The organism is Micromonospora sp. NBC_01655 (genome assembly GCF_026339755.1).
Classification (GTDB): domain Bacteria; phylum Actinomycetota; class Actinomycetes; order Mycobacteriales; family Micromonosporaceae; genus Micromonospora.
Map to the genome: position 1 here is coordinate 4,539,631 of NZ_JAPEQF010000001.1, position 26,389 is coordinate 4,566,019.

General features: G+C 74.5%; 22 protein-coding genes, 1 pseudogene and 1 riboswitch. Of the genes and pseudogenes, 8 read left to right on the top strand and 15 right to left on the bottom strand.

Annotation, left to right across the window (positions count from 1 at the left end):
• Positions 1-42 precede the first annotated feature (42 nt).
• Positions 43-1,212 (top strand): M20/M25/M40 family metallo-hydrolase, encoded by a 1,170-nt coding sequence (locus OOK41_RS20630; RefSeq protein WP_117667394.1) that lies wholly within the window; start codon positions 43-45, stop codon positions 1,210-1,212.
• Positions 1,213-1,216: 4 nt separating this feature from the next.
• Entirely contained in the window at positions 1,217-1,765 is a 549-nt protein-coding gene (locus OOK41_RS20635; RefSeq protein WP_117667396.1) for a hypothetical protein, read from the top strand.
• A gap of 288 nt (positions 1,766-2,053) precedes the next feature.
• Here OOK41_RS20635 and OOK41_RS20640 read toward each other — a convergent pair whose 3' ends face one another.
• Positions 2,054-2,656, bottom strand: a complete 603-nt coding sequence (locus OOK41_RS20640) for a CGNR zinc finger domain-containing protein (RefSeq protein ID WP_128763541.1) — start codon at positions 2,654-2,656, stop codon at positions 2,054-2,056.
• Between the two features lie 84 nt (positions 2,657-2,740).
• Between OOK41_RS20640 and OOK41_RS20645 the strand changes: the two genes are divergently transcribed.
• From OOK41_RS20645 to OOK41_RS20655, 3 genes are read left to right on the top strand one after another with little or no spacing between them, the layout of a single operon-like run.
• Positions 2,741-3,310, top strand: a complete 570-nt coding sequence (locus OOK41_RS20645) for a hypothetical protein (protein WP_266266375.1) — start codon at positions 2,741-2,743, stop codon at positions 3,308-3,310.
• A complete protein-coding gene (locus tag OOK41_RS20650; RefSeq protein ID WP_266266376.1) occupies positions 3,283-5,445 on the top strand; it encodes an ATP-binding protein in 2,163 nt (720 codons plus the stop codon). The genes OOK41_RS20645 and OOK41_RS20650 overlap by 28 nt, the downstream gene beginning before the upstream one ends.
• On the top strand, positions 5,442-6,194 hold the full coding sequence (locus OOK41_RS20655; RefSeq protein WP_266266377.1) for an aminotransferase class IV: 753 nt from the start codon (positions 5,442-5,444) through the stop codon (positions 6,192-6,194). The genes OOK41_RS20650 and OOK41_RS20655 overlap by 4 nt, the downstream gene beginning before the upstream one ends.
• A gap of 243 nt (positions 6,195-6,437) precedes the next feature.
• Here OOK41_RS20655 and OOK41_RS20660 read toward each other — a convergent pair whose 3' ends face one another.
• From OOK41_RS20660 to gcvT, 4 genes and pseudogenes are all read right to left on the bottom strand, one after another.
• Positions 6,438-7,823: an L-serine ammonia-lyase gene (locus OOK41_RS20660; RefSeq protein ID WP_117667415.1), complete on the bottom strand. Its 1,386-nt coding sequence runs from the start codon at positions 7,821-7,823 to the stop codon at positions 6,438-6,440.
• A complete protein-coding gene (gene glyA / locus OOK41_RS20665) occupies positions 7,820-9,088 on the bottom strand; it encodes a serine hydroxymethyltransferase (RefSeq protein ID WP_323136195.1) in 1,269 nt (422 codons plus the stop codon). The genes OOK41_RS20660 and glyA overlap by 4 nt, the downstream gene beginning before the upstream one ends.
• A gap of 28 nt (positions 9,089-9,116) precedes the next feature.
• A pseudogene (gcvH, locus tag OOK41_RS20670) lies at positions 9,117-9,476 on the bottom strand (glycine cleavage system protein GcvH); the annotation flags it as partial.
• 30 nt (positions 9,477-9,506) lie between these two features.
• Positions 9,507-10,631, bottom strand: a complete 1,125-nt coding sequence (gcvT, locus tag OOK41_RS20675; RefSeq protein ID WP_266266378.1) for a glycine cleavage system aminomethyltransferase GcvT — start codon at positions 10,629-10,631, stop codon at positions 9,507-9,509.
• 139 nt (positions 10,632-10,770) lie between these two features.
• A riboswitch (glycine riboswitch) is annotated at positions 10,771-10,863 on the bottom strand.
• A gap of 509 nt (positions 10,864-11,372) precedes the next feature.
• Between gcvT and OOK41_RS20680 the strand changes: the two genes are divergently transcribed.
• Positions 11,373-13,841, top strand: a complete 2,469-nt coding sequence (locus OOK41_RS20680; protein WP_266267913.1) for a collagenase — start codon at positions 11,373-11,375, stop codon at positions 13,839-13,841.
• A gap of 136 nt (positions 13,842-13,977) precedes the next feature.
• Here the strand turns inward: OOK41_RS20680 and OOK41_RS20685 are convergent, their stop codons facing one another.
• The 10 genes from OOK41_RS20685 to OOK41_RS20730 all read right to left on the bottom strand — a co-directional run bounded on the left by OOK41_RS20685 (position 13,978) and on the right by OOK41_RS20730 (position 24,442).
• Positions 13,978-15,363: an FAD-dependent oxidoreductase gene (locus OOK41_RS20685; RefSeq protein ID WP_266266379.1), complete on the bottom strand. Its 1,386-nt coding sequence runs from the start codon at positions 15,361-15,363 to the stop codon at positions 13,978-13,980.
• Complete coding sequence (locus OOK41_RS20690) at positions 15,360-15,614, bottom strand: (2Fe-2S)-binding protein (RefSeq protein WP_266266380.1); 255 nt, start codon at positions 15,612-15,614, stop codon at positions 15,360-15,362. Before OOK41_RS20690 ends, OOK41_RS20685 begins: the two co-directional genes overlap by 4 nt.
• Positions 15,601-16,749: an FAD-binding oxidoreductase gene (locus tag OOK41_RS20695; protein ID WP_266266381.1), complete on the bottom strand. Its 1,149-nt coding sequence runs from the start codon at positions 16,747-16,749 to the stop codon at positions 15,601-15,603. The genes OOK41_RS20690 and OOK41_RS20695 overlap by 14 nt, the downstream gene beginning before the upstream one ends.
• Positions 16,746-18,158, bottom strand: coding sequence for an aminopeptidase P family protein (locus OOK41_RS20700; protein ID WP_266266382.1), 1,413 nt, complete (start codon positions 18,156-18,158; stop codon positions 16,746-16,748). The genes OOK41_RS20695 and OOK41_RS20700 overlap by 4 nt, the downstream gene beginning before the upstream one ends.
• A 53-nt stretch (positions 18,159-18,211) precedes the next feature.
• Positions 18,212-19,606, bottom strand: a complete 1,395-nt coding sequence (locus OOK41_RS20705; protein ID WP_266266383.1) for an aldehyde dehydrogenase — start codon at positions 19,604-19,606, stop codon at positions 18,212-18,214.
• Positions 19,603-20,604 (bottom strand): proline racemase family protein, encoded by a 1,002-nt coding sequence (locus tag OOK41_RS20710; RefSeq protein WP_266266384.1) that lies wholly within the window; start codon positions 20,602-20,604, stop codon positions 19,603-19,605. The genes OOK41_RS20705 and OOK41_RS20710 overlap by 4 nt, the downstream gene beginning before the upstream one ends.
• Positions 20,604-21,497, bottom strand: a complete 894-nt coding sequence (locus OOK41_RS20715; protein ID WP_266266385.1) for a dihydrodipicolinate synthase family protein — start codon at positions 21,495-21,497, stop codon at positions 20,604-20,606. The genes OOK41_RS20710 and OOK41_RS20715 overlap by 1 nt, the downstream gene beginning before the upstream one ends.
• A 157-nt stretch (positions 21,498-21,654) precedes the next feature.
• Positions 21,655-22,356, bottom strand: coding sequence for a GntR family transcriptional regulator (locus tag OOK41_RS20720; protein ID WP_266266386.1), 702 nt, complete (start codon positions 22,354-22,356; stop codon positions 21,655-21,657).
• Between the two features lie 243 nt (positions 22,357-22,599).
• Positions 22,600-23,241, bottom strand: a complete 642-nt coding sequence (locus OOK41_RS20725; protein ID WP_117667439.1) for a response regulator transcription factor — start codon at positions 23,239-23,241, stop codon at positions 22,600-22,602.
• Positions 23,234-24,442 (bottom strand): sensor histidine kinase, encoded by a 1,209-nt coding sequence (locus OOK41_RS20730; protein ID WP_266266387.1) that lies wholly within the window; start codon positions 24,440-24,442, stop codon positions 23,234-23,236. The genes OOK41_RS20725 and OOK41_RS20730 overlap by 8 nt, the downstream gene beginning before the upstream one ends.
• Positions 24,443-24,613: 171 nt before the next feature.
• Here OOK41_RS20730 and OOK41_RS20735 point away from each other — a divergent pair, with 171 nt between their 5' ends.
• Positions 24,614-25,702, top strand: coding sequence for an ABC transporter permease (locus OOK41_RS20735; protein WP_266266388.1), 1,089 nt, complete (start codon positions 24,614-24,616; stop codon positions 25,700-25,702).
• Positions 25,699-26,382 (top strand): ABC transporter ATP-binding protein, encoded by a 684-nt coding sequence (locus tag OOK41_RS20740; RefSeq protein ID WP_266266389.1) that lies wholly within the window; start codon positions 25,699-25,701, stop codon positions 26,380-26,382. Before OOK41_RS20735 ends, OOK41_RS20740 begins: the two co-directional genes overlap by 4 nt.
• Positions 26,383-26,389 lie beyond the last annotated feature (7 nt).

Here is a 26,389-nt window from a genome sequence, read left to right on the forward strand (position 1 = left end):
TCGGGGTTTGCCGTCGCGCTTCAGCCGGGGAATGATCCATGCATGGCTACGAGTGTGTCCCCTGCCCGCCTCCGCGCCCTACGGACGCGCACGGCCGAGATGGTGGGGCAACTCGGCCGCCTGGTCTCGGTCGAGACGCCCTCCGATGACCTGTCGGCCTGCCGGGCCGGGGCGGAGGCGGTGTCCGCCCTCGGCGAGGAGATCGTCGGCGGGCCCCCGGAACCCGTCGAGATCGACGGCCGGATCCACCTGCGGTGGCGCTGGCCAGCCGCGCCGGGCCAGCCGACCGCCGCCCTGATCGGCCACTACGACACCGTCTGGCCGTTGGGCACCCTGGACCGCTGGCCGTTCACCATCGACGAGGCAGCCGGGACCGCGACCGGCCCCGGCTGCTTCGACATGAAGGCCGGGATCGTGCAGCTCTTCCACGCCGTGGCGGCGCTGCCGGACCGCGCCGGCCTGGAGATCCTGCTGACCGGCGACGAGGAGATCGGGTCCCCCACCAGCCACAAGCTCGTGCAGGAGACGGCCCGCCGCTGCGACGCCGCTCTCATCCTCGAACCCTCCGTCGACGGAGCGGTGAAGACGAGTCGCAAGGGGATCGGCCGGTACCGCTTCGACGTGCACGGACGCGCGGCCCACGCCGGGCTGGACCCGGAGCTCGGCCGCAACGCGCTGACCGTGCTGGGTCGCCTGCTGCTCGACGTCGGGGAACTCACCCGGCCCGACCTCGGCACGACCGTCACGCCGACCCTGGCCGGTGGCGGCACCGCCGGCAACGTGGTGCCCGCGCACGCCTGGCTGGGGGTCGACGTCCGGGTCGCCGTCGAGGACGAGGCGAAGCGGGTGGACGAGGAACTGCGCTCCCTCAAGCCCATCCTGCCCGACGTGTTCGTCTCCCTCGCCGGTGGGGCGAGCCGGCCGCCGTTGCCGGCGTCCTCCACCGCGGCCCTGTTCGCGCGCGCCGCGGCCCTCGCGCCGGCGCTGGGCCTCGGCCCGTTGCGGGGCACCGGCGTCGGTGGCGGGTCGGACGGCAACTTCACCGCGGCGGCGGGTTGTCCCACACTCGACGGTCTCGGCGCGGTGGGGGACGGCGCGCACTCCGAGGGCGAGTACGTCGTCGTCGCCGCCATGCCGGATCGGGCGGCGTTGGTGGCGGAACTGGTCGAGGACATCCGCCGGAACCAGGATGGGGGTCCGGGTAATCGCTGACCTGGTGTCTGGACGCGGCGGCGGGCAGTTCGCCGCCGCCGGTGTCATCGTTTCGGGGGCCGTCGCCGTGGCTGCCTGCGCCGGCGGGTCGATCGGTGCGCTGACCGGGACGGTCTCGGCCCTGGCGGCCGTCGGGTTGGTCGTGCTGGCCTTGGTCGCGGGCCGCCTCGCAGCCGGACTCGCCGTCCGCCGCGAGACGGCGGCGGCCCGGTCCGTGGTGGCCGACCTCGTCGACGCGGCCAACCGGGGCGACCACCAGGCCGTCGTGCGGCAGATGCCCCCGGAGCAGCACCAGATCGTGCCGCCGGAGTCACTCGCCAGCCATTTTCCCGGGCACGTGGTCAACTGCGAGGTTCGGCGGGCCCAGATCGTTCGGGACCGGTCCCGGCCGCGCGGGTCCGGCAGGCTCGGCAAGTTCGTGATCCGGATCGTCGACCGGGCGGGCTCCGGCACCGACTACGTCTTCCTGCTGGTGAAGCAGGGGCGTGACTGGAAGGTCGAGAACTGGGGCGAGGGCGACGACCTCGACCTGGTGGAGTTCGGGCTGGCGTAGGCGGGCCGGCCTGCGGTGCCACCGCGAGCAGCGGCGACCGCGGTCGTACCTGTTCGCCGTCCGACGGGGCCGGACCGACGACGACCACCCGCGCCGACTCGGGCGGTGGCTCCGACAGGTGGTCGGGATCGGCGCGGCCGGAGGCCGGAGCGCCCGGCCACCACCACCCGATGCCGGACGAGTCGGCGGCGGCTGCGCTGCGGCCCTACGGAGCCCGGAGCAGGCGATCGGCAGCCGGGATTCCCCGCCCCGCCCGGCGACGCCGGGCCCCGCCGGCGGGCCCGCTGATCAGTGGCGGTTGGCGTACGCCCGGACCTTGGCCCGGTTGCCGCAGATGGCCATGGTGCACCAGCGCCGCCGGCCCCGGGGATCGAGGAACAGCCACCCGCAGTCGGTGCCGGGGCAGGCCCGGACGTGGGCCCTCGCCGGCGTGCAGAGCAAATCCGCGGCGGCCCGCGCGCACGCGAGCAGCGGCAGGTCGAGTGGGTTGTCCGGGGCGAGGGTCCAGGAGGCGACGCCGTCCGGGCCCGCCGTCAGGCGTGCGGCGGCGGCGGCCCGCCGGGCCTGGGCGGCGACGGCGCCGAACGCCACGGCGTCGCCCGGGTCGAGGAGGAGGGTACGCAGGCGGGCCCGGAAGGACCGCGTCGCGGCCAGGCTCCGCTCGGCCGCTTCAGGTTCCCGGCGCGCGGTGGTGCGCAGCCGCCGCACGGTGGGCCCGTCGAGCAGCGAGGCGTGCCCGGCCCAGGTGGCGAGGTGGTCGTAGCCGCGCAGCCATTCCCGGTGCGGGCCCGGGGGTTCGTCCCAGCCGGCCCAGGTGTTGCAGAGCTCCAGCCCCGGATGGCCGGCGAGCAGCACTGGCATCCGGAGGCCGTCGACATCGGTCCAATGCACGACACCAGTATGCCTTGACCGACCCTCCACTAACCAGACACTCTCTACACACCGGTTAGCCCTATGAGACTGGTTAGGTGAGGCATGTTGCTGTCCAAGGTCATGTCCCCGGCCCTACGGGTCGTGCTGATGCTCGCCGCGGTGACGGCGGCGGTGACCCCCGCGCCCGCCGCGACGGCCGGCACCGACCGTTCCGCCGATCGGTCGCGCCAGCCCGAGCCCTGGCGGCCCTGGATACAGGAGGAGTGGGCCGCTCCGGCCGGCCGGTACTGCGCGTTTCCGCTACGGGTCCACGTCGTCTCGCAGGACGTCCGGGTCCGGGTGGTCGACCGGTATCCCGACGGGGCCGTCCGGCGGGAGGAGTTCGCCGGCCCGCTCGTGGTCGACTTCGTCGACGACACCACGGGACGGACGACGCGCCAGGACGCGGGCGGGTCCGGCGTGGCCGAGTATCGCCCGGACGGCGGGTGGCTGCGGTACACCATCGTCGGTCCCGCGGGCTTCGGGTTCCGGCCCGGGGACCGCTACCCGCAGGGCTACTACCTGCTCGACGGGCTGCACGTCATCACGTTCGACGGTGACGGAACCCGCCGGATGGCGGTCGCCCTCGGCAACCAGGACAACGTGTGCCAGACGCTCGCCGGCTCGGCCTGACCGGTTCCGGTCAGGTGGACGGCGAGGTGGTCCCGGCGATCGTGCCGGACCCGGCCGCGGCTGGACCGGCCGCCGGGACCGGGCACCGGTGGCGGGTCGCGGCCTGGGCGGTGCTGACCAGTACCAGCGGGCTGACCACCGCCTCCGTGGTGGCCTGGTGCGCGGCGGCCCCGCCCTGGCACCCGTGGATGCTCTACACGCTGGTGGACCTGGTGGTCGGCTCGGTCTACGGGGTGGTCGCCTGGCTGACCCTGCTGCGCCGGACCCACCTGGCCGCCTGGATCATGGCCGCGGCGGGCGTCGGCGGGTCGCTGTCGGCGGCGGCGGCCTGCTGGGGCATGGTGGCGTACCGCTGGCCCGACCTGTGGATGACCGGGCAGCTCGCCGGCGTCGCGTACTGGGCCTGGGTGCCCGGCTTCTACGCCCTCGTCGTGGTGCTGCCCTGGCTCCTGCCGGTACGGCCGCTCGACCGGAGCACCCGGGTCGCCGTCGGGGTCGGCGCCGTCCTCATCGTGGTCGCACAGGCGTGCGCCCTCACCCTGCCCGGTGGCCTGCACGCGATCCCGCTCACCGACGCCACCCTGCTCGCGGCCCGCGCGGCGGTCGACCCATGGCTGGAGCCCGCGCTCGTCGTGCTCGGCGTCGCCGCCGCCGTCGGCGTGCTGGCCCGTCGCCGTACCCTGCCCCGGCAGCAGCGGCACGGTCTCGGTTGGCTCGCCATCGGCACCCTGCTGCTGGCGGCGGCCTTCCTGCCGCTCGCGCTGAACCCGGCCTTCCAGGTCGCCGTCCCGGTGCCGTTCGCCCCGCTGCTCATGCTCGGCGCCCAGGCGTTCTTCCCCGCCTCCGTGCTGGTCGTGGTGCTGCGTCAGCGGCTGTGGGGCCTGGAGCTGACCATCCGCCGGACCCTGGTCTGGGCGTTGATGACCGGGCTGGTGATCAGCGCGTACGTCGTGGGCGTGCTGCTGCTCGGTGCGGTCACGCCGGCGACCTCGGCGGTGCCCGAGGCCGTGGTGACCGCACTGCTCGCCGCCGGCTTCCAACCCGCCCGCGCCTGGGTGCAACGCAGGGTGGACCGGCTGGTGCACGGCGACGACGGGCAGCGCCTGATCCGGCAGGTCGCCGACCGGCTGCGCGCGGCGGAGCGCAGCACCCGGATGCTCGACGCGGTGGCGGACGGCATCGCCGACTCGTTACGGCTGGCCGCGGTCGCCGTCACCCTCACCGGGGCCCCGCCGGTGCCGCCGCGCCGGCCCCCGGCCTGGGACGGTCCGGCGGCGGGCGGGCCGGCCCTGGTGGTGTGCCTGGCCAGCGGGAACCGGCCGGTGGGAGAGCTGTGGGCCTGGCCCCGCCCCGGTGAGCGGCTGGACGGGCGGACCGCCGCCCTGCTGCACGACCTGGCGCCGGTCGTCACCGCGCTCGCCGAACTCGCCATCGCCCAGCGCGACCTGGACCGCTCCCGGGTACGGCTGGCGCAGAGCAGGGACGAGGAGCGCCGCAAGCTGCGTCGCGACCTGCACGACGAACTGGGGCCGGCGATCAGCGGAGGCGCGCTCGCGCTCACCGCGGGGCGCAACATGCTGCGCCCGCACCGCTGCCTGCCGGAGATCACGGCAGCCGACGACCTGCTCGGACAGCTCGTCGCCGAGATGGACCGCCGGGCGACGGGAATCCGGGAGATCGCCCGGGAGATCGTGCCGCCAATGCTGGAGGGCGGCGGGCTGCGGCCGGCGCTGTACCGCCTGCGGGAGCGGTACGCCGATGCCGGGTTGACGGTGCTGGTGCGGGCGTCCGAGGTGGCACTGCCCGAAACCGTGGCGACCGCGGTGTACGGCATCGTGGGCGAGGCCGTGCGCAACGTGCGCCGGCACGCCGGTGTGGACCGCTGCGCCATCGACGTCTCGGTGGGGTCCGGCCGCCTGGTCGTGTGCGTCACGGACGAGGGGGTGGGCATCCCCGCCCCGCTGGTCGCCGGCGTCGGCACCGCGTCGATGCGAGAACGCGCGGAGGGCATCGGGGCCGCGCTCACCATCGCGCGGGCGAATCCCGAGCACGCCCGCCCCGGTACCACCGTCCAGCTTGTGCTGCCCGTACCGGCGACGCCCCGGGGCCCGGCGGTGCCAGACTGGCCGCCATGACGGCGATCGACAACCTGGCGCTGACCAACTACGGGCACTTCACCACGATGCGGGTGCAGGACGGCGCGGTCCGCGGCCTCGGCCTGCACCTCGACCGGCTGGTCACCGACTGCGCCACGGTGTTCGGGGCCGAGCTGTCCCGCGGGTACGTCCGGGAGCGGATCCGCGAGGCGATCGCCGAAGCCGACGGCCCGCTGACGGTCCGGGTCACCGTGGCCGACCCCGGCCTGCGGCTCAGCCACCCCGCCGCCCCGGCCGAGCCGCACGTGCTGGTCACCACGCGCGCCGCCACGCCGCAGGCGCAGCCGCCGATGCGGGTGCGCACCACCGCCTACGTACGCGATGTGCCCGCGGTCAAGCACGCCGGCCTGTTCGGCCCGCTGTTCGAACGCCGCCGCGCCCAGCTCGACGGCTACGACGACGCGCTGTTCACCGACGGCGGCGGACGGGTCACCGAGGGGCCGACCTGGAACGTCGGCTTCGTCGACGGCGGCACCGTGGTCTGGCCGCTGGCCGACGTGCTGCCCGGCGTGACCATGCGGCTGCTCGCCGCGGCTCACCACGGCCCGCAGCGCACCGAGCCGGTCGAGCTGTCCCGGCTGGCCGGCATGGCGACCGCCTTCGCCACCAACGCGGCCGGCGCGATCCGGCCGATCGCCGCCGTCGACGGGGCCACGTTCGCGACCGGTCACCCGATCATCGGTTTGCTGCGCCGGCGGTACGCCGGGATCGCACCGGAAGCCGTCTGACCGCGACGGGCGGGCCGCCGAGCGGTGGGCCGCCGGCTCTTCCACCCCTCTCGCCGGTAACGGTACCGCTCCCACCGCAGCCGTCGGTCCACCGCGTCGCCCGGCGGCGGGGCCGCCGGTCAGCCGCCCGTCGACCGGACCTTGCCGGTCGCCGCGGTACTCCCTCCAGGGGGTCTGGGGCCGGCCGTCGACGAAAGTCGGACAACGGACCCGACTGCCAGCCCCAGTCGTGGTGTCCCGGGGTCAGCACTCGATGACGTTGACCGCGAGTCCCCCCTGTGCGGTCTCCTTGTACTTCGTCTTCATGTCGGCACCGGTGTCCCGCATGGTCTTGATCACCACGTCCAGCGAGACCAGCGGCCGGCTCTCCCGGCGCAGCGCCATCCGGGCCGCGTTGATCGCCTTGACCGCGCCGATGGCGTTGCGTTCGATGCACGGAATCTGCACCAGGCCGCCGACCGGGTCGCAGGTGAGACCGAGGTTGTGCTCCATGGCGACCTCGGCGGCACACTCCACCTGCTGCGGCGTGCCGCCGAGCACCTCGGTCAGCCCGGCGGCGGCCATCGAGCAGGCGGTGCCGACCTCCCCCTGGCAGCCCACCTCGGCGCCGGAGATCGAGGCGGTCTGCTTGTAGATCGCACCGATCGCACCGGCGACCAGCAGGAACCGGACCACCCCGGCGTCGTCGCCGCCCGGCACGAACCGCAGGTAGTAGGACAGGACGGCCGGGACTATCCCGGCGGCGCCGTTGGTCGGCGCGGTCACCACCCTGCCGCCGGCGGCGTTCTCCTCGTTGACCGCGAGGGCGAAGAGGTTGACCCACTCCATCGCCCGCAGCGGATCGGCCGGGTCCTCCTCGCGCAGCAACCGCTCGTGCAGGTGCCGTGCGCGGCGGGGCACCCGCAGCGGACCGGGCAGCGCCCCGTCCCGGGTCAACCCACGCACGACGCAGTCCTGCATCGCGGTCCAGACGCGCAGCAGTCCGTCGCGAACCTCCTGCTCGGTCCGCAGCGCCAGCTCGTTGGCCAGGCTGATCTCGCTGATCGGCAGGCCGGTCTCCGCGCAGTGGGCAAGCAGTTCGGTGGCGGTGCGGTACGGGTACCGGGCGTCGGCTGCCTCCTGCTGACGGATGCGGCCGGTGTGGTCGGCGACCGAGCCGCCCCCGACCGAGTAGTAGTCCCGGCCGCACAGCTCCCCGCCGTGGCGGTCGAACGCCCGCAGCCGCATCCCGTTGGGGTGCATCGGCAGCGACTCACGCCGGTGCAGCCGCACGTGCTCTGCCTCGCGGAAGGCGATGGGATGCGTGCCGAGCAGGCGGAGCACACCGGTGGTCCGGACCGTCGCGATCCGGGTCGGCACCGCGTCGGGGTCGACCTCGTCGGGTGACTCCCCCTCCAGGCCGAGAATCACGGCGAGGTCCGTGCCGTGCCCGATGCCGGTGCTGCCCAGCGAGCCGAACAGCTCGACCCGCACCTGGGCGACCCGCGCCAGCAGGCCCAGGTCGCGCAACTCGACGGCGAAGGTACGAGCGGCCCGCATCGGGCCGACGGTGTGCGAGCTGGACGGGCCGATGCCCACCCGGAACAGGTCGAAGACGCTGACGACGGCGGCCGGTGGGTGGTCGGTCATCTGAGTTGTCCTCCGTAGACCGGACGCCGGTCGGCGAGCTGGTCGACCCGCGCCCGCAGCGCCTCACCGACCTCCGGCTCGGTCAGCGCGGTGGCAATGACGTCGGCCACCTCGACGAAGTCGTGCTCGTCGAAGCCCCGGGTGGCCAGCCCCGAGGTGCCGATCCGCAGCCCCGAGGTGACCATCGGCGGGCGGGGGTCGAACGGCACCGCGTTGCGGTTGACGGTGATCCCGACCTCCTGGAGCAGCCGTTCGGCCTGGGCGCCGTCCAACTCGGCCTGCCTCAGGTCGACCAGGACCAGATGCACGTCGGTGCCCCCGCTGACCACCCGGATCCCGGCGTCGCGCACGTCGGTCGCGGCAAGGCGTTCGGCGACGATCCGGGCTCCCCGCAGCGCCCGCCGCTGCTGGTCGCGGAACTCTTCCCCGGCAGCGATCCGGAAGGCCACCGCCTTGGCCGCGATCGCGTGTTCCAGCGGGCCACCCTGTTGGCCGGGGAACACCGCCGAGTCCAGCCGGCGGGCGAGTTCGGTGTCCGCGCTGAGGATGGCGCCACCGCGGGGGCCGCCGAGCGTCTTGTGCGTGGTCAGGGTCACCACGTGCGCGTGCGGTACGGGGTTGGGATGCAACCCTGCGGCGACCAGCCCGGCGAAGTGCGCCATGTCGACGAGCAGGTACGCGCCGACGGCGTCGGCGATCCGCCGGAACCGCGCGACGTCCAGCACTCTCGGGTACGCCGACCAGCCCGCCACGATCAGCTTCGGCCGGTGTTCACGCGCCAGCCGTTCGACCTCGTCCATGTCGATCAGAAAGGTCTCGGCGTCCACCCGGTAGCCCACCGCCCGGTACAGCCGGCCCGAGAAGTTGACCCGCATCCCGTGCGTCAGGTGACCGCCGTGCGCCAGGTCCAGGCCGAGGATGGCGTCGCCCGGCGCGAGCAGGGCCGTCATCACCGCCGCGTTGGCCTGGGAGCCGGAGTGCGGCTGCACGTTGGCGTAGGCCGCCCCGAACAGCAGCCGGGCCCGTTCGATCGCCAGCCGCTCGATGGCGTCGACATGCTCGCAGCCGCCGTAGTACCGCCGGCCCGGGTAGCCCTCGGCGTACTTGTTGGTGAGCACCGAGCCCTGCGCCTGCAGGACGGCCCGGGGCGCGAGGTTCTCCGAGGCGATCATGCCGAGGGTCCGCTGCTGGCGCCGCAGCTCGGCGGTGACCGCCGTGGCGATCTCCGGTTCGGCGTCGCGCAGGTCGTCGTCGATTACAGCCACGGTGGCCTCCGTCAGTGGGTTCGGTGAGGTAGGTGCGGTACTCGTCGGCCGTCATCAGCTCCGGCGGGTCGGTCACCCGCAGCCGGAACAGCCAGCCGTCCCCGTAGGGGTCGCTGCCGATCAGGCTCGGGTCGGCGACGACCGCCTCGTTGGTCGCGAGGATCCGGCCGGTCACCGGCATGTACAGCTCGGCCACCGACTTGGTGGACTCGACCTCGCCGCAGACCTCCCCGGCTACCAGGTGGGTGCCCGGGTCGGGCAGTTCGACGTAGACCACGTCGCCGAGCGCCGAGGCGGCGAAGGCGGTGATGCCGACCGACGCCGGCTCGACGCTGTCGTCGACCCACTCGTGGTTGGCGCTGTAGCGCAGGCGCGCGGGAACATCCATGTCAACTGTCTCTTCCCGCAGGGGTGCGCGTCAGCGCGGACGGCGGTAGAAGGGCAGCGGGGCGATCTCCACCGGCTCGGTGTGCCCCCGGACCTGGACGCCCAGCCGGGCCGGCACCCGCGCGGCGTCGGCGCGGAGCCGGGCCATCGCGATCGGCCGGTGCAGTGTCGGCGACGGGGCGCCGCTGGTGACCACGCCGACCGGCTCGGGCTCGGCTGCCTCGGACAGCCGCACCACAGGGTCGCCGGAGCGCGGGACGCGCCGGCCGGCGGCGGTGAGCCCGACGAGGGTGCTGGCGGCGCCGGCGGCGCGGCGTTCGGTCAGCGCGGCCCGGCCGACGAACTCGCCCGGCTTGTCGAAGGCCACCACCCGGCCCAGGCCCGCCTCGAAGGGGCTGACCCCGGCGTGCAGCTCGAAGCCGTACAGCGGCATCCCGGCTTCCAGGCGCAGCGTGTCGCGGCAGGCCAGGCCGGCCGGCGTCAGCCCGTGCGGCGCACCGGCGGCGAGCAGGGCACGCCAGGTCCCGGCCGCGTCCTCGGCCCGGACGAACAGCTCGAACCCGTCCTCGCCGGTGTAGCCGGTGCGGGCGACCAGCGCCGGGCGGCCGGCGGCCTCGACGGTGACGGCGCTGTAGTAGCCGAGACGGGTCGGCTCCGCCCCGGTCACCGCCCCGACCGTGTCAGCGGCGCGCGGCCCCTGCACCGCGATGATCGCCCGTTCGGCGGTGTGGTCGCTGACGGTGGCCGCCGCGGCGCGGCGCTGCCGGAGTGCCGTCAGCACCGCGCCGGTGTTGACGGCGTTGGTCACCAGCAGGTAGCGGTCGGCGGCGAGTCGGTAGGCGACCAGGTCGTCCAGCACCCCGCCGCTGTCGTCGCAGAGCATGGTGTAGCGGGCGCGGCCGACCGGTACCGCCGAGAGGTGCCCGACCAGCGCGTGGTCCAGCACGGCCGGGGCCATCGGTCCACGGACCTCGATCTGTCCCATGTGGCTGAGGTCGAACAGGCCGGCCCGTTCTCGTACGGCCCGGTGCTCGGCGGTCTCGCTGCCGTAGCGCAGCGGCATGGACCAACCGGCGAACCCGGTGAACCGGGCGCCCAGCTCGACGTGCACGGCGTGCAGGGGTGGGCGGGTCAGGGTCGTCGGACTCTGATACATGGAGGCACTCCTTCGTCCCGACGCGGTCGCGTCGTACGGTCGGTTGCCTCCCGCTCTGTCATGGACCTGAGAGCTTCACCGCCGGGCGGCGGTTTGCACCGTGGGTGAGACGACGGATCGTCTGCTTTCCAGAGTTCACCTCGCCCGCGCGGTAACGGGGCCTGAGAGTTTCTTGGGAGTTTGCTCCTTCGGCGCCCCGACGAATGGCCGGGGGCTCTCCCGCGCGGGTTCGAACGGTGTCTGTGTAGTTGTGGGCGATGCTGCCCGCGACCCTAGGCGACCGGCCGAACACGTGTCAACGATGCGGCGCCGACTGTCCTACCCGGACCACGGCGGGCTCCTGGCCCGCGCGTGCGGTCGAAGGTCCGGGCCACGCGGGGCCCACCAGCGGCCCCGAAGATCGATCATCAACAATTCTTTACATGGTGTGTGATGTGTGCCATTGTACTGGCCACACCCGGCGCGACGCCGATCTATATCGACGAACGTCGAATGCGAACGACACCCTCCGGAGCGGAGGAACCGCCCTACCAACGCCCGCTGACCTGCGCGGAGGTCCGCAGAAACTCCCCCGCGCCCGGCGACGTCCGGTCCCCGCCGACCCCAACCCCCACTCCCCGCCGGCCGGCCCCGAGCTTGGCCGACATCCCGCCAAGGAGGCGACCCGTGACGATCAGACTGTTACGAGAGCGACGTGCCCGACTGGCCGCCGTGCCCTTGGCACTGGCGCTGGCGCTGGGCATGAGCCCGCTGGCCACCCCCGCCGCCGCGGCCGCGGCACCGGCGGCGAAGCCCGCCCAGGGCACCGCTCCGGCCGACGCCGGCACCGGCGACCGGCACGTTCAGCGGAACCCGCTGCCGCTCGACGAACGCGCCCCGCTGCCCGCCGTCCGCGACGAGCTGCGCCGCGACTACGACGAGCCCGACGGCGGGCAGCGGGGCACCGCCCCGTCGACGCGCGGCCGGGCCGCCATGGCCGCCTGCGTGACCAGCGACTTCACCAGCCGTACCGGAAGCGCCCTGGTGCAGCAGATCAAGGCGTCCAGCACCGACTGCGTCAACACCCTGTTCAACCTGACCGGGAACGACGCCTACCAGGCGTTCCGCGAGGCGCAGATGACCAGCGTCGCGTACGCCCTGCGGGACGACGCCGCCACCTACGACGGCACCAACCGCACCGGCACCGCCCAGCTCGTGCTCTACCTGCGGGCCGGCTACTACGTGCACTGGTACTACCCGTCCACGGTCGGCACGTACGGCAGCGGCCTGCGCACCGCGATCCGCGCCGGCCTGGACGCCTTCTTCGCCAACAGCCGCTCCGGCGACGTCAGCGACGCCAACGGCGAGGTGCTGGCCGAGGCGGTCACCCTCATCGACAGCGCCGAGGAGAACGCCCGCTACCTGTACGTGGTGAAGCGGCTGCTGAACAGCTACGACAGCTCCTACAACTCGTCCTGGTGGATGTTGAACGCGGTCAACAACGGCTACCTCGTGCTGTTCCGGGGCCACCAGGTGCCCGAGTTCGTCACCGCCGTCACCGCGGACCCGAGCGTGCTGGACACCCTGTACGCCTTCGGCTCCGGCCACCGCGCCCTGCTCGGCACCGACCAGGGTTACCTGGTCTCCAACGCCGGGCGGGAGCTGGGCCGCTTCCTCCAGCACACCGCGTTGCAGGCCAAGGCCCGGCCACTGGCCCGGGGGCTGCTCGACCTGAGCGCGATCACCGGCCCCACCGCCGCCCTCTGGGTCGGCGTCGCCGAGATGAGCGACTACTACGACCGGGCCAACTGCGCCTACTACGACACCTGCGACCTCCAGGCACGGCTGGCCGCCGCGGTGCTGCCGATCACCTACACCTGCGGCACCAGCATCCGCCTGCGCGCCCAGCAGATGACCTCCGCGGAGCTGGACCGGGCCTGCGCGAGCATGCGCGACCAGGACGCGTACTTCCACTCGGTGGTGGCGGACCCCGGACCGGTGGCCAACGACCGCAACACCACCCTCGAAGTGGTGGTCTTCGACTCCAGCACCGACTACCAGACGTACGGCGGGCCGATGTTCGGCATCGACACCAACAACGGCGGCATGTACCTCGAAGGCGACCCGGCCGCCACCGGCAACCAGCCACGCTTCATCGCCTACGAGGCGGAGTGGCTGCGCCCCACCTTCGAGATCTGGAACCTCAACCACGAGTACACCCACTACCTCGACGGCCGCTTCGACATGTACGGCGACTTCACCGCGAACATCTCCACCCCGACGATCTGGTGGATCGAGGGCTTCGCCGAGTACGTGTCGTACTCGTACCGGAAGCAGACCTACCAGGCCGCGATCACCGAGGCCGGGAAGAAGACGTACGCCCTGCGCACCCTCTTCGACACCACCTACGACCACGACAGCACCCGGGTCTACCGCTGGGGCTACCTGGCCGTGCGGTACATGCTCCAGTCGCACCGCGCCGACATGACCACGTTGCTCGGCCACTACCGCGCCGGCAACTGGGCCGCCGCCCGGACGCTGCTGACCAGCACCATCGGCAGCCGCTACGACACCGACTGGTACGCCTGGCTGGCCACCTGCGCGGCCGGCGACTGCGCCGGCGGCACCAACCCGCCCGGCAACCAGGCCCCGGTCGCCGCGTTCACGGCGACCACCAGCGGCCTGACCGCCACTTTCACCGACCAGTCGACGGACGGCGACGGCAGCATCGCCTCCCGGGCCTGGACCTTCGGCGACGGCACCACGTCGACGGCGGCCAACCCCACCAGGACGTACGCCGCCGCCGGCACCTACCCCGTCACGCTGACGGTCACCGACAACAAGGGCGCGACCGGCACCACCTCACGCAACGTCACCGTCAGCGGTGGCACCACGCCGTTGCCGGAGTGCACCGGGAGCGACATCCGGACGCTGGGCAAGAACTGCCAGCGCGGCAACCTCCAGGCCACCGCCGGGAACCTCTACTACCTCTACGTCTACGTCCCGGCCGGCACCACCAGCCTGAAGATCACGTCGTCCGGGGGCACCGGCGACGCGGACCTGTACTACAGCTCCACCGGCTGGGCCACCACGACCAGCTACACCCGCCGGTCGGTCGACACCGGCAACGGCGAGACGATCACGGTCAGCAACCCGGCGGCCGGTTACCACTACGTGAGCCTGCACGCCAGGCAGGCGTTCACCGGGGTCACGGTGACCTCGGAGTACTGAGCACGCCGCAGCAGCACCGCGCCGTCCTCTCCGGAGCCGGTGGACTCCCGCCCCGGCGGGGCCGCCGCCTCGGCGAGGGCGGCGCGGCCCGTGCGGCCGTGCGGCTCCTCCGCCCTCGCCGAGGCGGCCACGGCGGTCAGTCGCCGGTGGCGAGGTGGCCGAGGGTGACCGGCTGCGCGACCGGACGGGTGGCGAACCCGGCCAGGTCCGCCGCGCTGAGGGCCCGGCCGGCCGCCCGCGCGGTCAGGCAGGCGGTGGCGTACCCGCAGATCCGCCCCTGGCACCAGCCCATGCCGACCCGGGTCAGCAGCTTCGCGCCCCGCGCGTCGGCGGCGGACAACTCCCGCACCGCCTGCCGTACCGCCCCGACCGGCACGTCCTCGCAGCGGCAGACCAGCGTGTCGTCGGCGCACCGGTCCGGCCAGCCGGCCGGCACCGGGTGCACCGCGTGCAGCGCCGAGGCGAACCGGCGCAGCCGGCGCCGGGCCCGCAGCAGCCGGCCGTGCCGCCGGCCCGACCAGGGCAGCGGGCGGCCCAGCGACAGCGCCGCGGCTGCGCCGGCCAGCTCTCCCTCGACCAGCGCGAGCCCGGCCCCGCCCACCCCGGTCACCTCACCGGCGGCGTACACCCCGGGCACCGAGGTCGCCTGCGCCGCGTCGACGGCCAACACCAGGCTCCCGTCGCCGTCCAGCCGGGTCGCGCAGCCCAGGGCGAGGCCCAGCTCCACCTGCGGGGTGAAGCCGAAGCCCACCGCGAGCCCGTCGCACTCCAGCTCGGTCTCGGTGCCGGCCAGCACCGCGCCGCCGGCGTCGACCGAGGCGACCGTGACCCCGGTGAGCTGGTCGGCGCCGTGCGCGGCCAGCACCACGGTCCGGCGCCGGTAGGGCACCCGGTGCCGCAGCATCCGCCAGCCGTACCGGCCCGCCTCGGCGAGCTTGCCCACCGCGCCCGCCACCGGGCGGAGCTGGCGGGCGTACCCGAGCGGGTCGTTCGCCTCGCAGACGCCGACCACGACGCTGCCGGCGGCGGCCAGGCCCGTCGCGACGGGCAGCAGGAACGGGCCGGTGCCGGCCACCACGACCCGCCGCGCGAAGCCCACTCCCTGCCCCTTGAGCAACGCCTGGGCGCCGCCGGCCGTGACCACCCCGGGCAGGTCCCAGCCCGGGAAGGGCACCACCCGGTCGTAAGCGCCGGTGGCGACGACCAGCCGCCGCCCGTGCACCGTCCCGGCGCGGGTGTGCACGGTGAAGCCCGGCGCCCCGGCGGTGGTGCCGGCCTCGACGAACCAGACGGCGGCGTCGGCCCGGTAGGCGGCCCGGCCGAGCTGGTCGCGCAGCCGGGTGAACGCCTCCCAGTCGTGGTGCTCGCGGCCGTCGGCCCCGGACCGGTGCCGCCAGAACTGCCCGCCGGGCCGGGCCGCGGCGTCCAGCACCACCACCCGGCAGCCGGCCCGCGCCGCGCCGGCCGCCGCGGCCAGCCCGGCCGGGCCGGCGCCGACCACCACCACGTCGTACTCGGTCATTCCCGCTCCTCGCCCTCGTCCTGGCTGTCGACCACGTCGCCCGGGCGGGCCACCACCAGGCAGGCCCGCTGCGCCGGCACCCCGTTGACCCGCACCAGGCAGTCGAAGCAGACCCCGATGCCGCAGAAGACGCCCCGGGGGCGGCCGTCGACCCGGCTGCGCCGCCAGGAGCGGACGCCTGCGGCCAGCAGCGCGGCGGCGATGCTCCGCTCCCCGTCGGTGGGCACCGGCCGGCCGTCAAATGTGAACATCGTGGCGCTCCGGGGCGAACGGTCGGAGGTCGACCTGCGGGGCACGCCCGGTCAGCAGGGCCGCGACGGCGTGCCCCGTCGCCGGGGCGAGACCGATCCCGGCGCCCTCGTGGCCACAGGCGTGGAACAGGCCCGGCACCCGGGGGTCGGCCCCGATCATCGGCAGGTGGTCGGGGCTGTACGGCCGGAACCCCCGGTACGCGCGGATCACCGACACCGAGGCGAGGACCGGGAACAGACGCACCGCCCCGGCCGCGAGCTGGCGCAGGGCCGACAGCGGGACGGTCCGGTCGAAGCCCACCCGCTCCCGGGTGGAGCCGATCAGGACGGTGCCCGCCCGGGTTCCCTCCACCACCGGGGACACCTCCAGTCCCTCGGAGCTGCGCCCGACGCCGGCGACGTAGCCGGCCGCGTACACCTTGTGCCGGATCAGCGGCGGCAGCGCCTCGGTGACCAGGACGAACCCGCGCCGGGGCAGGACCGGCAGCCCCACCCCGGCCAGGCCGGCGATCCCGGCCGCCCACACCCCGGCGGCGTTGACCACCGCCGGGGTGGGCAGCGCTCCCCGGTCGGTGACCACGCCCCGGATCGCGCCGGCCGCGTCGCGCCGCAGGCCGGTCACCGTGGTCCCGGTCAGCACCGGCACCCCGGCCGCGCGCAGCAGGTGGGCGGCGGCCAGCATCGGCTGGACCTGCATGTCCTGCGGGTAGTACGCGCCGCCGGCGAGGTCCCGGGCCAGGTGCGGTTCGTGCTCGGGCAGCGCCTCGGCGGGCACCGGCACCACCTCCACCCCGGCGGCGCGCTGGCCGGCGGCGAACGCCCGCAGCGCGGCGTGTTCCGCCGCCGAGGCGGCCACCACCAGCCCGCCCTTGCGTTCCAGCTCGATCCGCTCGCCGCCCAGGGCGTCGCCCAGCTCGTGCCAGAGCCGCCCGGAGTGCCGGGCCAGCGCCAGCTCCGGCCCGGGCGGCTTGTCCGAGAGCAGGATGTTGCCCTCACCCGCGCCGGTGGTGCCGCCGGCCACCCCGGCCCGGTCGACCACGGTCACCGCCAGCCCGGCCCTTGCCGCGTAGTAGGCGCAGGCCGCGCCGACCATTCCCGCCCCGATGACGACGACGTCCGCGCCGGTGGCGCTCATGACCCGATCCGGTGCATCCACGCCTCGACGTCGTCGGCCCGACGGGGGAGGCCGTCGGAGAGCACCCGGTAGCCGTCGTCGGTGACCAGGATGTCCTCCTCGATGCGGAAGCCCAGTCCGCGCAGTTCGCCCGGGATCAGCTCGTCGTCCGGCTGGAAGTACAGCCCCGGTTCCACGGTGAGCACCTGCCCGGCCGCGAGCCGACCGTCCAGGTAGGCGTCGGCCCGGGCGGCGGCGCAGTCGTGCACGTCCAGACCGAGCATGTGGCCCGACCCGCACAGGGTCCACCGCCGGTACAGGCCGGACTCCTCCGCCAGCGCCTGCTCCGGCGGGCAGGGCAGCACCCCGAGGTCCGCCAGCCCGTGCGCCAGCACCGTCATCGCCGCCCGGTGGAACGCCCGGAACTCCGCGCCCGGCCGCAGGCAGTCCAGCGCGGCGTCGTTCGCCCGCCGGCACAGCTCGTACAGGTCCCGTTGCAGGGGGCTGAACCGGCCGGAGACCGGCAGCACCCGGGTGATGTCGGCGGTGTAGAGCGACCGCGTCTCCACCCCGGCGTCGAGCAGCAGCAGGTCCCCGTCGCGGACCGGCCCGTCGTTGTCGGTCCAGTGCAGGGTCGCCGCGTGCGCGCCCGCCGCCACGATCGAGTGGTAGCCGACGTCGTTGCCCTCCAGCCGGGCCCGCTGCCAGAACACCCCCTCCAGGTGACGCTCGGAGGTGCGCATCGCCGTCGGCAGCGCCCGGACCACGTCCTCGAAGCCCCGGGTCGTGATCGCCACCGCCTCCTCCAACTGGGCGATCTCCCAGTCGTCCTTGACCAGGCGGAGTTCGGCCAGCACGGAGGCGAACTCCGCGTCGACGCCCCCGGCTCGGCCGGGCAGCAGGGTGTCGACGTGCCCGTCGACGCCGCGCAGCACCCGGGTCGGCGCGGCCACGGCCAGCGCCCCGGCCAGCTCGGCGACGTGCCGGGTCGGCAGCCCCAGCCGCCGGCTGCTCTCCCCCAGCGTCGGGCGCCGACCGGCCCACAGCTCGCCGTAGACCCGGTCCCGGAAGAACTCGCCGTCGGCCCGGCCGGAGCGGGGACGCAGGAAGAGCGTCACCTCCCCGTCCGGATCGATTACCAGCACCCCGTCGGAGGACTGGTCACCGGTCAGCCAGGCGTAGGCCGAGTGCGGCCGGAACCGGTGGTTCTGGTCGTTGGCGCGCCGCTGGTAGCCACCGGCCGGCACCACCAGCCGCTCGCCGGGGAACATCCGGTGCAGCCGGTCGCGGCGCGCGGCGGCCCAGTCGGCCACCTCGTCGACCGGCAGGTCACGGTGCTCGGTGTCCGCCCAGCCGGTCAGCATGAACTCCTCGAGCGCGGGGCTGACCGGCAGGTCGTGGCTGCCGGTACGCAGGTCGGTACGGGTCACAGCGGCTCCTTCACGGGACGGGGTGGGGCGGTCGGCCGGGGCCGGTGGCCCGGTCAGGGCTGCGGCGGCGCGGCGAAGGTGACGGTGCGGGTGGCGGTGTAGAAGTCCAGGGCGGCGGTGCCCTGCTCGCGCGGGCCGTAGCTGGACGCCTTCTCGCCGCCGAACGGCGCGTGGAAGTCCACCCCGGTGGTCGGCGCGTTGACCCGGACCAGGCCGGTGTCGAGGCCACGTACGGCGTGCAGCAGCGCACCGACGTCCCGGCCGTGCACCGAGGTGACCAGGCCGTAGCGCACGCCGTTGGCCAGCTCGACGGCGCGGGCCAGGTCCGGCGCGGACAGCACGGTCGCCAGCGGGCCGAAGGTCTCCTCCTGGGCCACCGGGTGGGTCGGGTCGACGCGGTCCAGCAGCACCGGTGTGACGAAGAAGCCGTCCCCGGTCCCGGGTCCGCCCCCGGTGAGCACCCGCGCCCCGGCCTCCCGCGCCGCCGTGACGGCGTCGCGCATCCGGGTCCGGGCGGCGGCGCTGATCACCGGACCGGCGGCGACCGCCGGGTCGGCGGGATCACCGACCCGGACCGCCTCGACCGCCGCCACCAGCGCCTCGGTGAACTCCGCGGGATCACCCACCACCACGATCCGCCGGGTCGCGGTGCACTTCTGCCCGGAGTACCCCATGGCGGCGCCGGCCAGCAGGGCGGCGGTCGGGCCGGGGTCGGCGTCGGGCAGCACCACGGCGGCGTTCTGGCCGCCCATCTCCGCCTGCACCGGCCGGCCGGCACGGGCGGCGGCGACCGCGACCTGCGCGCCGACCGAGGCGGAGCCGGTGAACGAGACGACGTCGGTCGCCTCGACGACCGCGCGCCCGGTCGCCGGCCCACCCGGCACGACCTCCAGCAGCCCGTCCGGCAGCAGCCCGTCGAACAGCCGCTGCACGGCCTCGCCGCAGGCCACCGCGTCCGGGGAGGGCTTGAGCAGCACCGCGTTGCCGGTGGCGAGGGCCGGGGCGGCCTTCCACAGCGGGATGGCCAGAGGGAAGTTCCACGGGGTGAGCAGCCCGGCGACGCCACGCGGCCGGCGTTCGGTGTAGAGCAGGCCGGGCTGGTCCGCCGGCATGGACGGTGGCAGCAGCTCGCCGGTGGCGGCGAGGCACGCCTGCGCGTAGTAGTCCAGGATCGCCGCGCCCCGGGCCACCTCGGCGCGGGCCTCGCCGATCGGCTTGCCCACCTCGCGGACGATCAGGTCGGCGAGCACGTCGGCCCGCTCCCGCAGCCGGTCGGCGGCGGCGCGCAGGGCGGCGACACGGCCGGCCACCGGCTCCCGGCACCAGCCCGCCTGCGCGGTCCGGGCCCGCGCGGCCAGCGCCCGGACCTGGTCCGGGGCGACCGCCGCCCGCTCGACGACCAGCTCGGTGGGGCGCTGCGGGGAGCAGCTACGGATCAGTTCGCTCACAGCTGGAATCCTGCCGGGAAGGGATCGTCGGGGTCGAGGAAGAACTGTGCCGTGCCGGTGAGCCAGGCCCGCCCGGTCACCGTCGGCACCACCGCCGCAGCGCCCGCGACCGTGGTGGTGTCGACCAGCCGGCCGACGAACCGGGTGCCGAGCAGCGACTCGTTGGTGAAGTCCCGCTCCAGCGGGAGTTGCCCCCGGGCGTGCAACTGCGCCATCCGGGCCGAGGTGCCGGTGCCGCAGGGCGACCGGTCGAACCACCCCGGGTGGATCACCATCGCGTGCCGGGAGTGCTGCGCGTCGGATCCCTCCCCGGCCAGGTACACGTGGTGGCAGCCGGAGATCTCCGGCTGCTCGGGGTGCACCGGCCGGTCGGCGGCGTTGATCGCCGCCATGATGGCCAGGCCCGCGTCGAGCAGCCGCTGCCGGTCGCCCCGGTCCAGCCGCAGTCCCACCTCGGCGAGGTCCACGATGGCGTAGAAGTTGCCACCGTAGGCCAGGTCGTAGCGGACCCGACCCAGGCCGGGCACCTGCACCGAGGCGTCCAGCGCCATCACGAAGGACGGCACGTTGCGGATGGTCACCGCGGTGGCGCGACCGCCGGTCACGGCCACCGACGCCACCACCAGCCCGGACGGGGTGTCCAGCCGTACCGTGGTGACCGGCTCGGTGACCTCGACCATTCCGGTCTCGACCAGCACGGTCGCCACCCCGATGGTGCCGTGGCCGCACATCGGCAGGCAGCCGGAAACCTCGATGTAGACCACGCCGACGTCGGCGTCCGGCCGGGTCGGGGGTTGCAGGATCGCGCCCGACATCGCCGAGTGGCCCCGGGGTTCGTACATCAGGAAGGTCCGCAGGTGGTCGAGGTGCGCGATCAGGTGTTCCCGGCGCTGCGCCATGGTGTCGCCCGGGATCACCGGGACGCCGCCGGTCACCACCCGGGTGGGCATCCCCTCGGTGTGCGAGTCGACCACGTGGATGACCCGGCTGCTGCGCATCAGCGGTGACCCGCCGCGAGCAGCCGTTCGGTCGTCTCCCGGACGACCGTCGCGACCGCCGGGGCCAGCGGCTGGCGCGGCTGGCGGGCGGGCCCTCCCGGTCGGCCGGCCACGTCCATGGCGAGCTTGATCGCCTGGACGAAATCGGGCCGGGAATCCCAGCGCAGCAACGAGTGCAGCGTGCGGTAGAGCGGCAGTGCGGTCGCCAGGTCCCCGGCGACGGCGGCCCGGTAGAGGCGGACACAACTGGCCGGGACGACGTTCTGGTAGCCGCCGATCCAGCCGACCGCCCCGCCGAGCAGGAGTTCGAGGGACACGTCGTCGGCGCCGGCCAGCAGGTCGAGGCCGGGGGCGAGCTCGGCCAGCTCGTACGCCCGGCGCACGTCGCCGCTGAACTCCTTGACCGCGACGATCAGGCCCTCGTCGTACAGCCGGCGCAGCAGGACGGGGCCGAGGTCGACCCGGGTGTCCAGCGGGTTGTTGTAGGCCACCACCGGCAGGCCCGCCTTGGCCACCTCGCGGTAGTGCGCCACCACGGCGGCGTCGTCCGCCCGGTAGGCGGTGGGGGGCAGCAGCATGACGGCCGGGCAGCCCGCCTCGGCGGCCTGGTCGGCCCAGCGCCGTGCCTCGTCCGCGCCGTAGGCCGACACGCCGGGAACCACCGAGAAGCCGGGCGGGGCCGCCGCGACCGCGGTGCGTACCACCTCCGCGCGTTCGACTGCGGTGAGCGCCTGATACTCGCCGAGCGAGCCGTTCGGCACGACGCCCTGGCAGCCGTTGTCGGCGAGCCACCGCACGTGCGCGGCGTAGGCCTCGTGGTCGACGCCCAGGTCGGAGAGCCGGAACGGCAGTGCGGTCGCCACCAGGACGCCCCGCCACGGAATCTGTTCCACCGAACCTCCAGTAGTATGTTACATGGCACCGTATCACGGTCGACCAGACCGACCAATAGCCATGAATGTCTCCCGCCAGGCGCAGGCACCCGCGCCCCGGTTCGCGGGGTGGGTGGCGGCGGTCGGGACGAGGGCGGCGCGGAGGGCCGCCGCGCCGCTACTGCTCGGGCCGGGCGGCCCAGATCCCCCGTACGTGTTGCAGGTGCCGGCGCATCAGCTCGACGACCGCCGGCCGGTCCTTCGCCTCCAGCAGGTCCACGAGCTGGACGTGCTCGTCCGCCGAGCCGACCAACTGGCCGTTCTCGACCAGCCCGTCCAGCCCGTACAGCCGGGTGCGGTTACGCAGGTCGGCCACGGTCTCCACCAGCCGCAGGTTGCCACCGGCGCGCAGCAGGGTCAGGTGGAACGCGCTGTCCGCCTCGATGTACGCGACGATGTCGCTCCGGCTCGCGGCGGTCACCACGGCCTCCGCCAGGGTCCGCAGTTCCCGGAGTTGCTCCTCGCCTAGCCGGCCCACCTGGTCGGCCACCACCGGGATCTCCAGCAGCTCGCGGATCTCGGTGATCTCGTCGAGCTCCCGGTCGGAGAGGGACTTGATCCGGAAGCCCTTGTTCTTGACGATCGTGATCAGGCCCTCCTTGGCCAGATCGAGAATCGCCTCCCGCACCGGCGTCGGGGAGACGCCGAACTGGGTCGCCAGGGTCGGCGCCGAGTAGATGATGCCCGGCCGGATCTGGCCGGCCACGATCGCGGCGCGGAGCGCCTGGGCCACCTCCTCGCGCAGGCTCAGCCGGCCCTGCAGGGCCACCAGCGCCAGCCCCGACCCGCCGGCACCGGCTGCCTGCCAGTCCACTGTCACGACCACTCCCACCCCGGCTCGTCCGCCCGCGTCACGACCCACCACGCCCGGCGTCACCGCCGGGTCTCCCCGGGTCGACCGGGCCGGCCGGGCGACCGGTCCGCCCGCGCGTGCTCACCCGCCGACAGTACGCGCGCTGGAGGATGAAGCTTACCGGCCGGCCCCCACCGGGCCAGGCAACCGCCAGCGGCGCACCGGCCCGAGACCGGCAGGCAGCACGGTCAGGGGCTCGGGCCCACCGGCTCAGCGGCGGATGAGACCGAGATCGGTCGCCGCGGCGACGGCGGCGGTACGGGAGTCGACGCCGAGTTTGGCGTAGACATGGGCGAGGTGGGACTTGACGGTGCCCTCGGTGAGATGCAGCCGCCGGCCGACGGCCTGGTTGGACAGTCCCTCGGCGACCAGGGCGAGAACCTCGGTCTCGCGCCTGGTCAGGGCAGCCCTGGGGGCGCGCAGCCGGTTCATGAGCCGGTCGGCGACGGTGGGCGCCAGGGTGCTGCGGCCGGCGGCGGCGGTGCGCACGGCGGCGGCCAGGTCCTCGGGCGGGGCGTCCTTGAGGAGATAGCCGGTGGCGCCGGCCTCGATGGCGGGCACGACGTCGGCGTCCGTGCCGTAGGTGGTGACGATCAGGACCCGGGGGGCCCCGGGCCGGGCGGTGATCACGGCGGTGGCCTCGGCCCCGTTCATCCCCTTGCCGAACTGCAGGTCCATCAGGACGACGTCGATGTCGCCCTCGGCGGCGCGGGTGACGGCGGCCTCGGCGGTGGCCGCCTCGGCCACGATGGTCAAGCCGGGCTCGGTCTCCAGCACGGCCCGCAGCCCGGCCCGCACCACCGGGTGGTCGTCGGCCAGGAGCAGCCGGATGAGCGCCTCGGTCTCAGTCACCGGCGGTCCCGGCGGCGGTGAGCGGGAGCTGGGCGGCCAGGGCGGTGCCGTGGCCGGCCGCGGACTCGATGGTGAGGGAGCCACCCAGGGCGCGCACGCGGGCGCGCATGGCGGCCAGACCGAACCCGCCGTGGGGCGGGCCGGCGGCGGGTGGCCGGTCGTGGGCGAAGCCCACTCCGTCGTCGACGACGTCGACGGCGACGCGGTCGCCGAGATAGCTGAGGGTGACCTCGGCGTGGGCGGCGTGGGCGTGCCGGACGGTGTTGGACAGGGCGGACTGGGCGATGCGCAGCAGGGCGACCTCGTGCGCGGTGGGCAGGGGCACGGGATCGCCGGTGAGGTGGAAGCGGGCGGTGAGCTGGTGGCGGGTGGAGGTGGTGGCGCACAGGCGTTCCAGGGCGCCGGCCAGGGTGGCGCCCTCCAGGGTTGGCGGGGTGAGCGCCGCGACGAAACGGCGGGCCTCGGCGAGGTTGTCCACGGCTGCCTGACGGGCCTGGTCCACGTGGCGGGCGGCGGTGTCGGGTCGGCCGGGCAGGGCGCGTTCGGCGGCGCGCAGCAGTAGCTGAATGCTGGACAGCCCCTGGGCGAGGGTGTCGTGGATCTCGCGGGCCAGCCGTTCACGTTCGGCCAGCACGCCGGCGGTGTGCTGGGCCTCGGCCAGATCGGCGCGGGTGGTGGTCAGCTCCTCGATCAGCTTGCGGCGCTGCTCGCTCTCCCGGTAGAGGGCCTGGTACCCCCAGACCACCGCCACGGCCACGGCCGCCCCCAGCGCCGGGCCGACCGCCGTGGCCAGGGTGAACGCGCCGGTGTGGGCGGCGAAGGCCGCGACTGCCGCCGCGGCGGTGGCGATGACCGCGACCAGGCCGGCGCGGCGCGGCAGCAGGTGGAGCTCGAGGAAGTACAGCGGGAAGGCGACCCAGACCCCGTCGGGAGACAGGGCCAGCAGTACCAGCCACAACGCGCCGACGGCGGCCAGCCACACCGCTGCGGCGCGGCGGTCGGCGCGCACGCGCGGCAGCAGCCGGCCGGCCGCGTACACCACCGCCGTCGCGGCGGCCGTCGCGACGACGGCCGTGGACCGCGGCGCCCCGTCGGCCACGGACCGGGCCGCGGCCAGGACGAGCAGGCCGACGATCAGCAGGTGCAGACACCACTCGAGCGTGCGGGTGGTGGGGGTCGGCGCGGGAGCGGTTGTGTTCACGGTCCCTCCAGCCTAGGAGACGCCGACCCGCCCGCGCGTCGATCAAAAGTTAGAGCCCGGCCACCACCTTCCGATCCGGGAACTGGCCCCCTGCGCCAGATGTCCCGACCAGGGACCGGCTGCGACGGTGGACCAGTACCGCTTCCACCGCATGAAAGCGCAGGTAATGACATGTTTGTCGGCTGGAGGGACCTCAGGTTCGCCAAGGGGCGGTTCGCCCTCGTCGGGGCCGTCATCGTGCTGATCACCCTGCTGGTCGGGCTGCTGTCCGGGCTGACCGCCGGGCTGGGCCGGCAGAACGTCTCCGCGATCACCGGCCTGCCCGTGGACAGGATCGCCTTCGGGGCGCCGAACGGCGGGCAGGACCTGTCCTACGCCAACTCCACGGTCACCGAGGAGCAGTGGCAGCAGTGGGCCAGAGCCCCCGGCGTCACGAGCGCCGAGCCGCTCGGGATCACCACGACCAAGGCCACCGCCGGGGACAGCAGCATCGGCGTGTCCGCCTTCGGCGTCCGCCCCGGGGCCCCGCTGGCCCCGGAAAGCGACCGGATCGACGGCGACTCGGCGGTGCTGTCCCGCGACGCCGCCGACGAACTCGGGCTCGGGCCCGGCGACGTCCTCACCGTCGCCGGCCACCCGCTGACCGTCGCGGCCGTGAGCGGTGACGCCTCCTTCAGCCACACCCCGGTGATCTGGATCAGCCTCGACGCCTGGCAGGAGATCACGCCCACCACCGGCGCCGGCCACGGCCCCAGCGCCACCGTCATCGCCCTGGCCACCACCTCCGGCGTCGACGTCCCGGCCACCGACGAGGCCACGGGCACCAGGACGGTCGCCACGGACGACTCGCTGTCCGCGATCGGCTCCTACACCTCCGAGAACGGCTCCCTGCAACTGATGCGGGGCTTTCTGTTCGCCATCTCCGCCCTGGTCATCGGAGCCTTCTTCACCGTGTGGACGATCCAGCGCAGCGCCGACGTCGCCGTGCTCAAGGCCCTGGGCGCCTCCACCGCCAACCTGCTACGCGACGCGCTCGGCCAGGCCGTCGTCCTGCTCGTCGGCGGCACGCTCGTCGGCACGGTCGTCGCCGTCGCGCTGGGCGCTCTGCTCGCCGGCACCGCCGTACCGTTCCTGCTCACCCCCGCCACCGTCCTCGCCCCCGCCGCCGTGATGATCCTGCTCGGCGCGCTCGGGGCCGCCCTGTCCATCCGCCGGATCACCTCCGTCGACCCGCTGACCGCCCTGGGGAGTGCCCGATGAGCCTCAACCTGACCGACGTCACGCTCACCTACCCGGACGGGGACGGCCGCCTGACGGCCCTCGACCACGTCAGCCTGGACGTCCCCAAGGGCACGCTGACCGCCGTCATCGGCCCCTCCGGCTCCGGGAAGTCCAGCCTGCTCGCCGTCGCCGCCACCCTGATCACCCCCGACTCCGGCACCGTCACCGTCGACGGCACCACCACCACCGGCATGACCCGCGGCGAACTCACCGACCTGCGCCGCCACAAGATCGGCATCGTCTTCCAGCAGCCCAACCTGCTGCCCTCCCTCACCGCCGCCGAGCAGCTCCAGGTCATCGCCCACCTCGCCGGCCGTTCCCCCGGCAGGGCGCGCGGTCGCGCCATGGCACTGCTCGACGCCGTCGGCCTGGCCGCCCAGGCCGACCGGCGCCCCCACCAGCTCTCCGGCGGTCAGCGCCAGCGCGTCAACATCGCCCGCGCCCTGATGAACGACCCCACCGTCCTGCTGGTCGACGAACCCACCAGCGCGCTCGACCACGAACGCGGCGCGGCCGTCATCGAGCTGATCACCCGCCTCACCCACCAGCAGGCCACCGCCACCGTCCTGGTCACCCACGACCGCACCCACCTCGCCGCCGTGGAACAGGTCGCCCAGGTGGACGACGGCCGCCTGCGGCTACCCGTCCCGGCCCGCTGAGCACCCC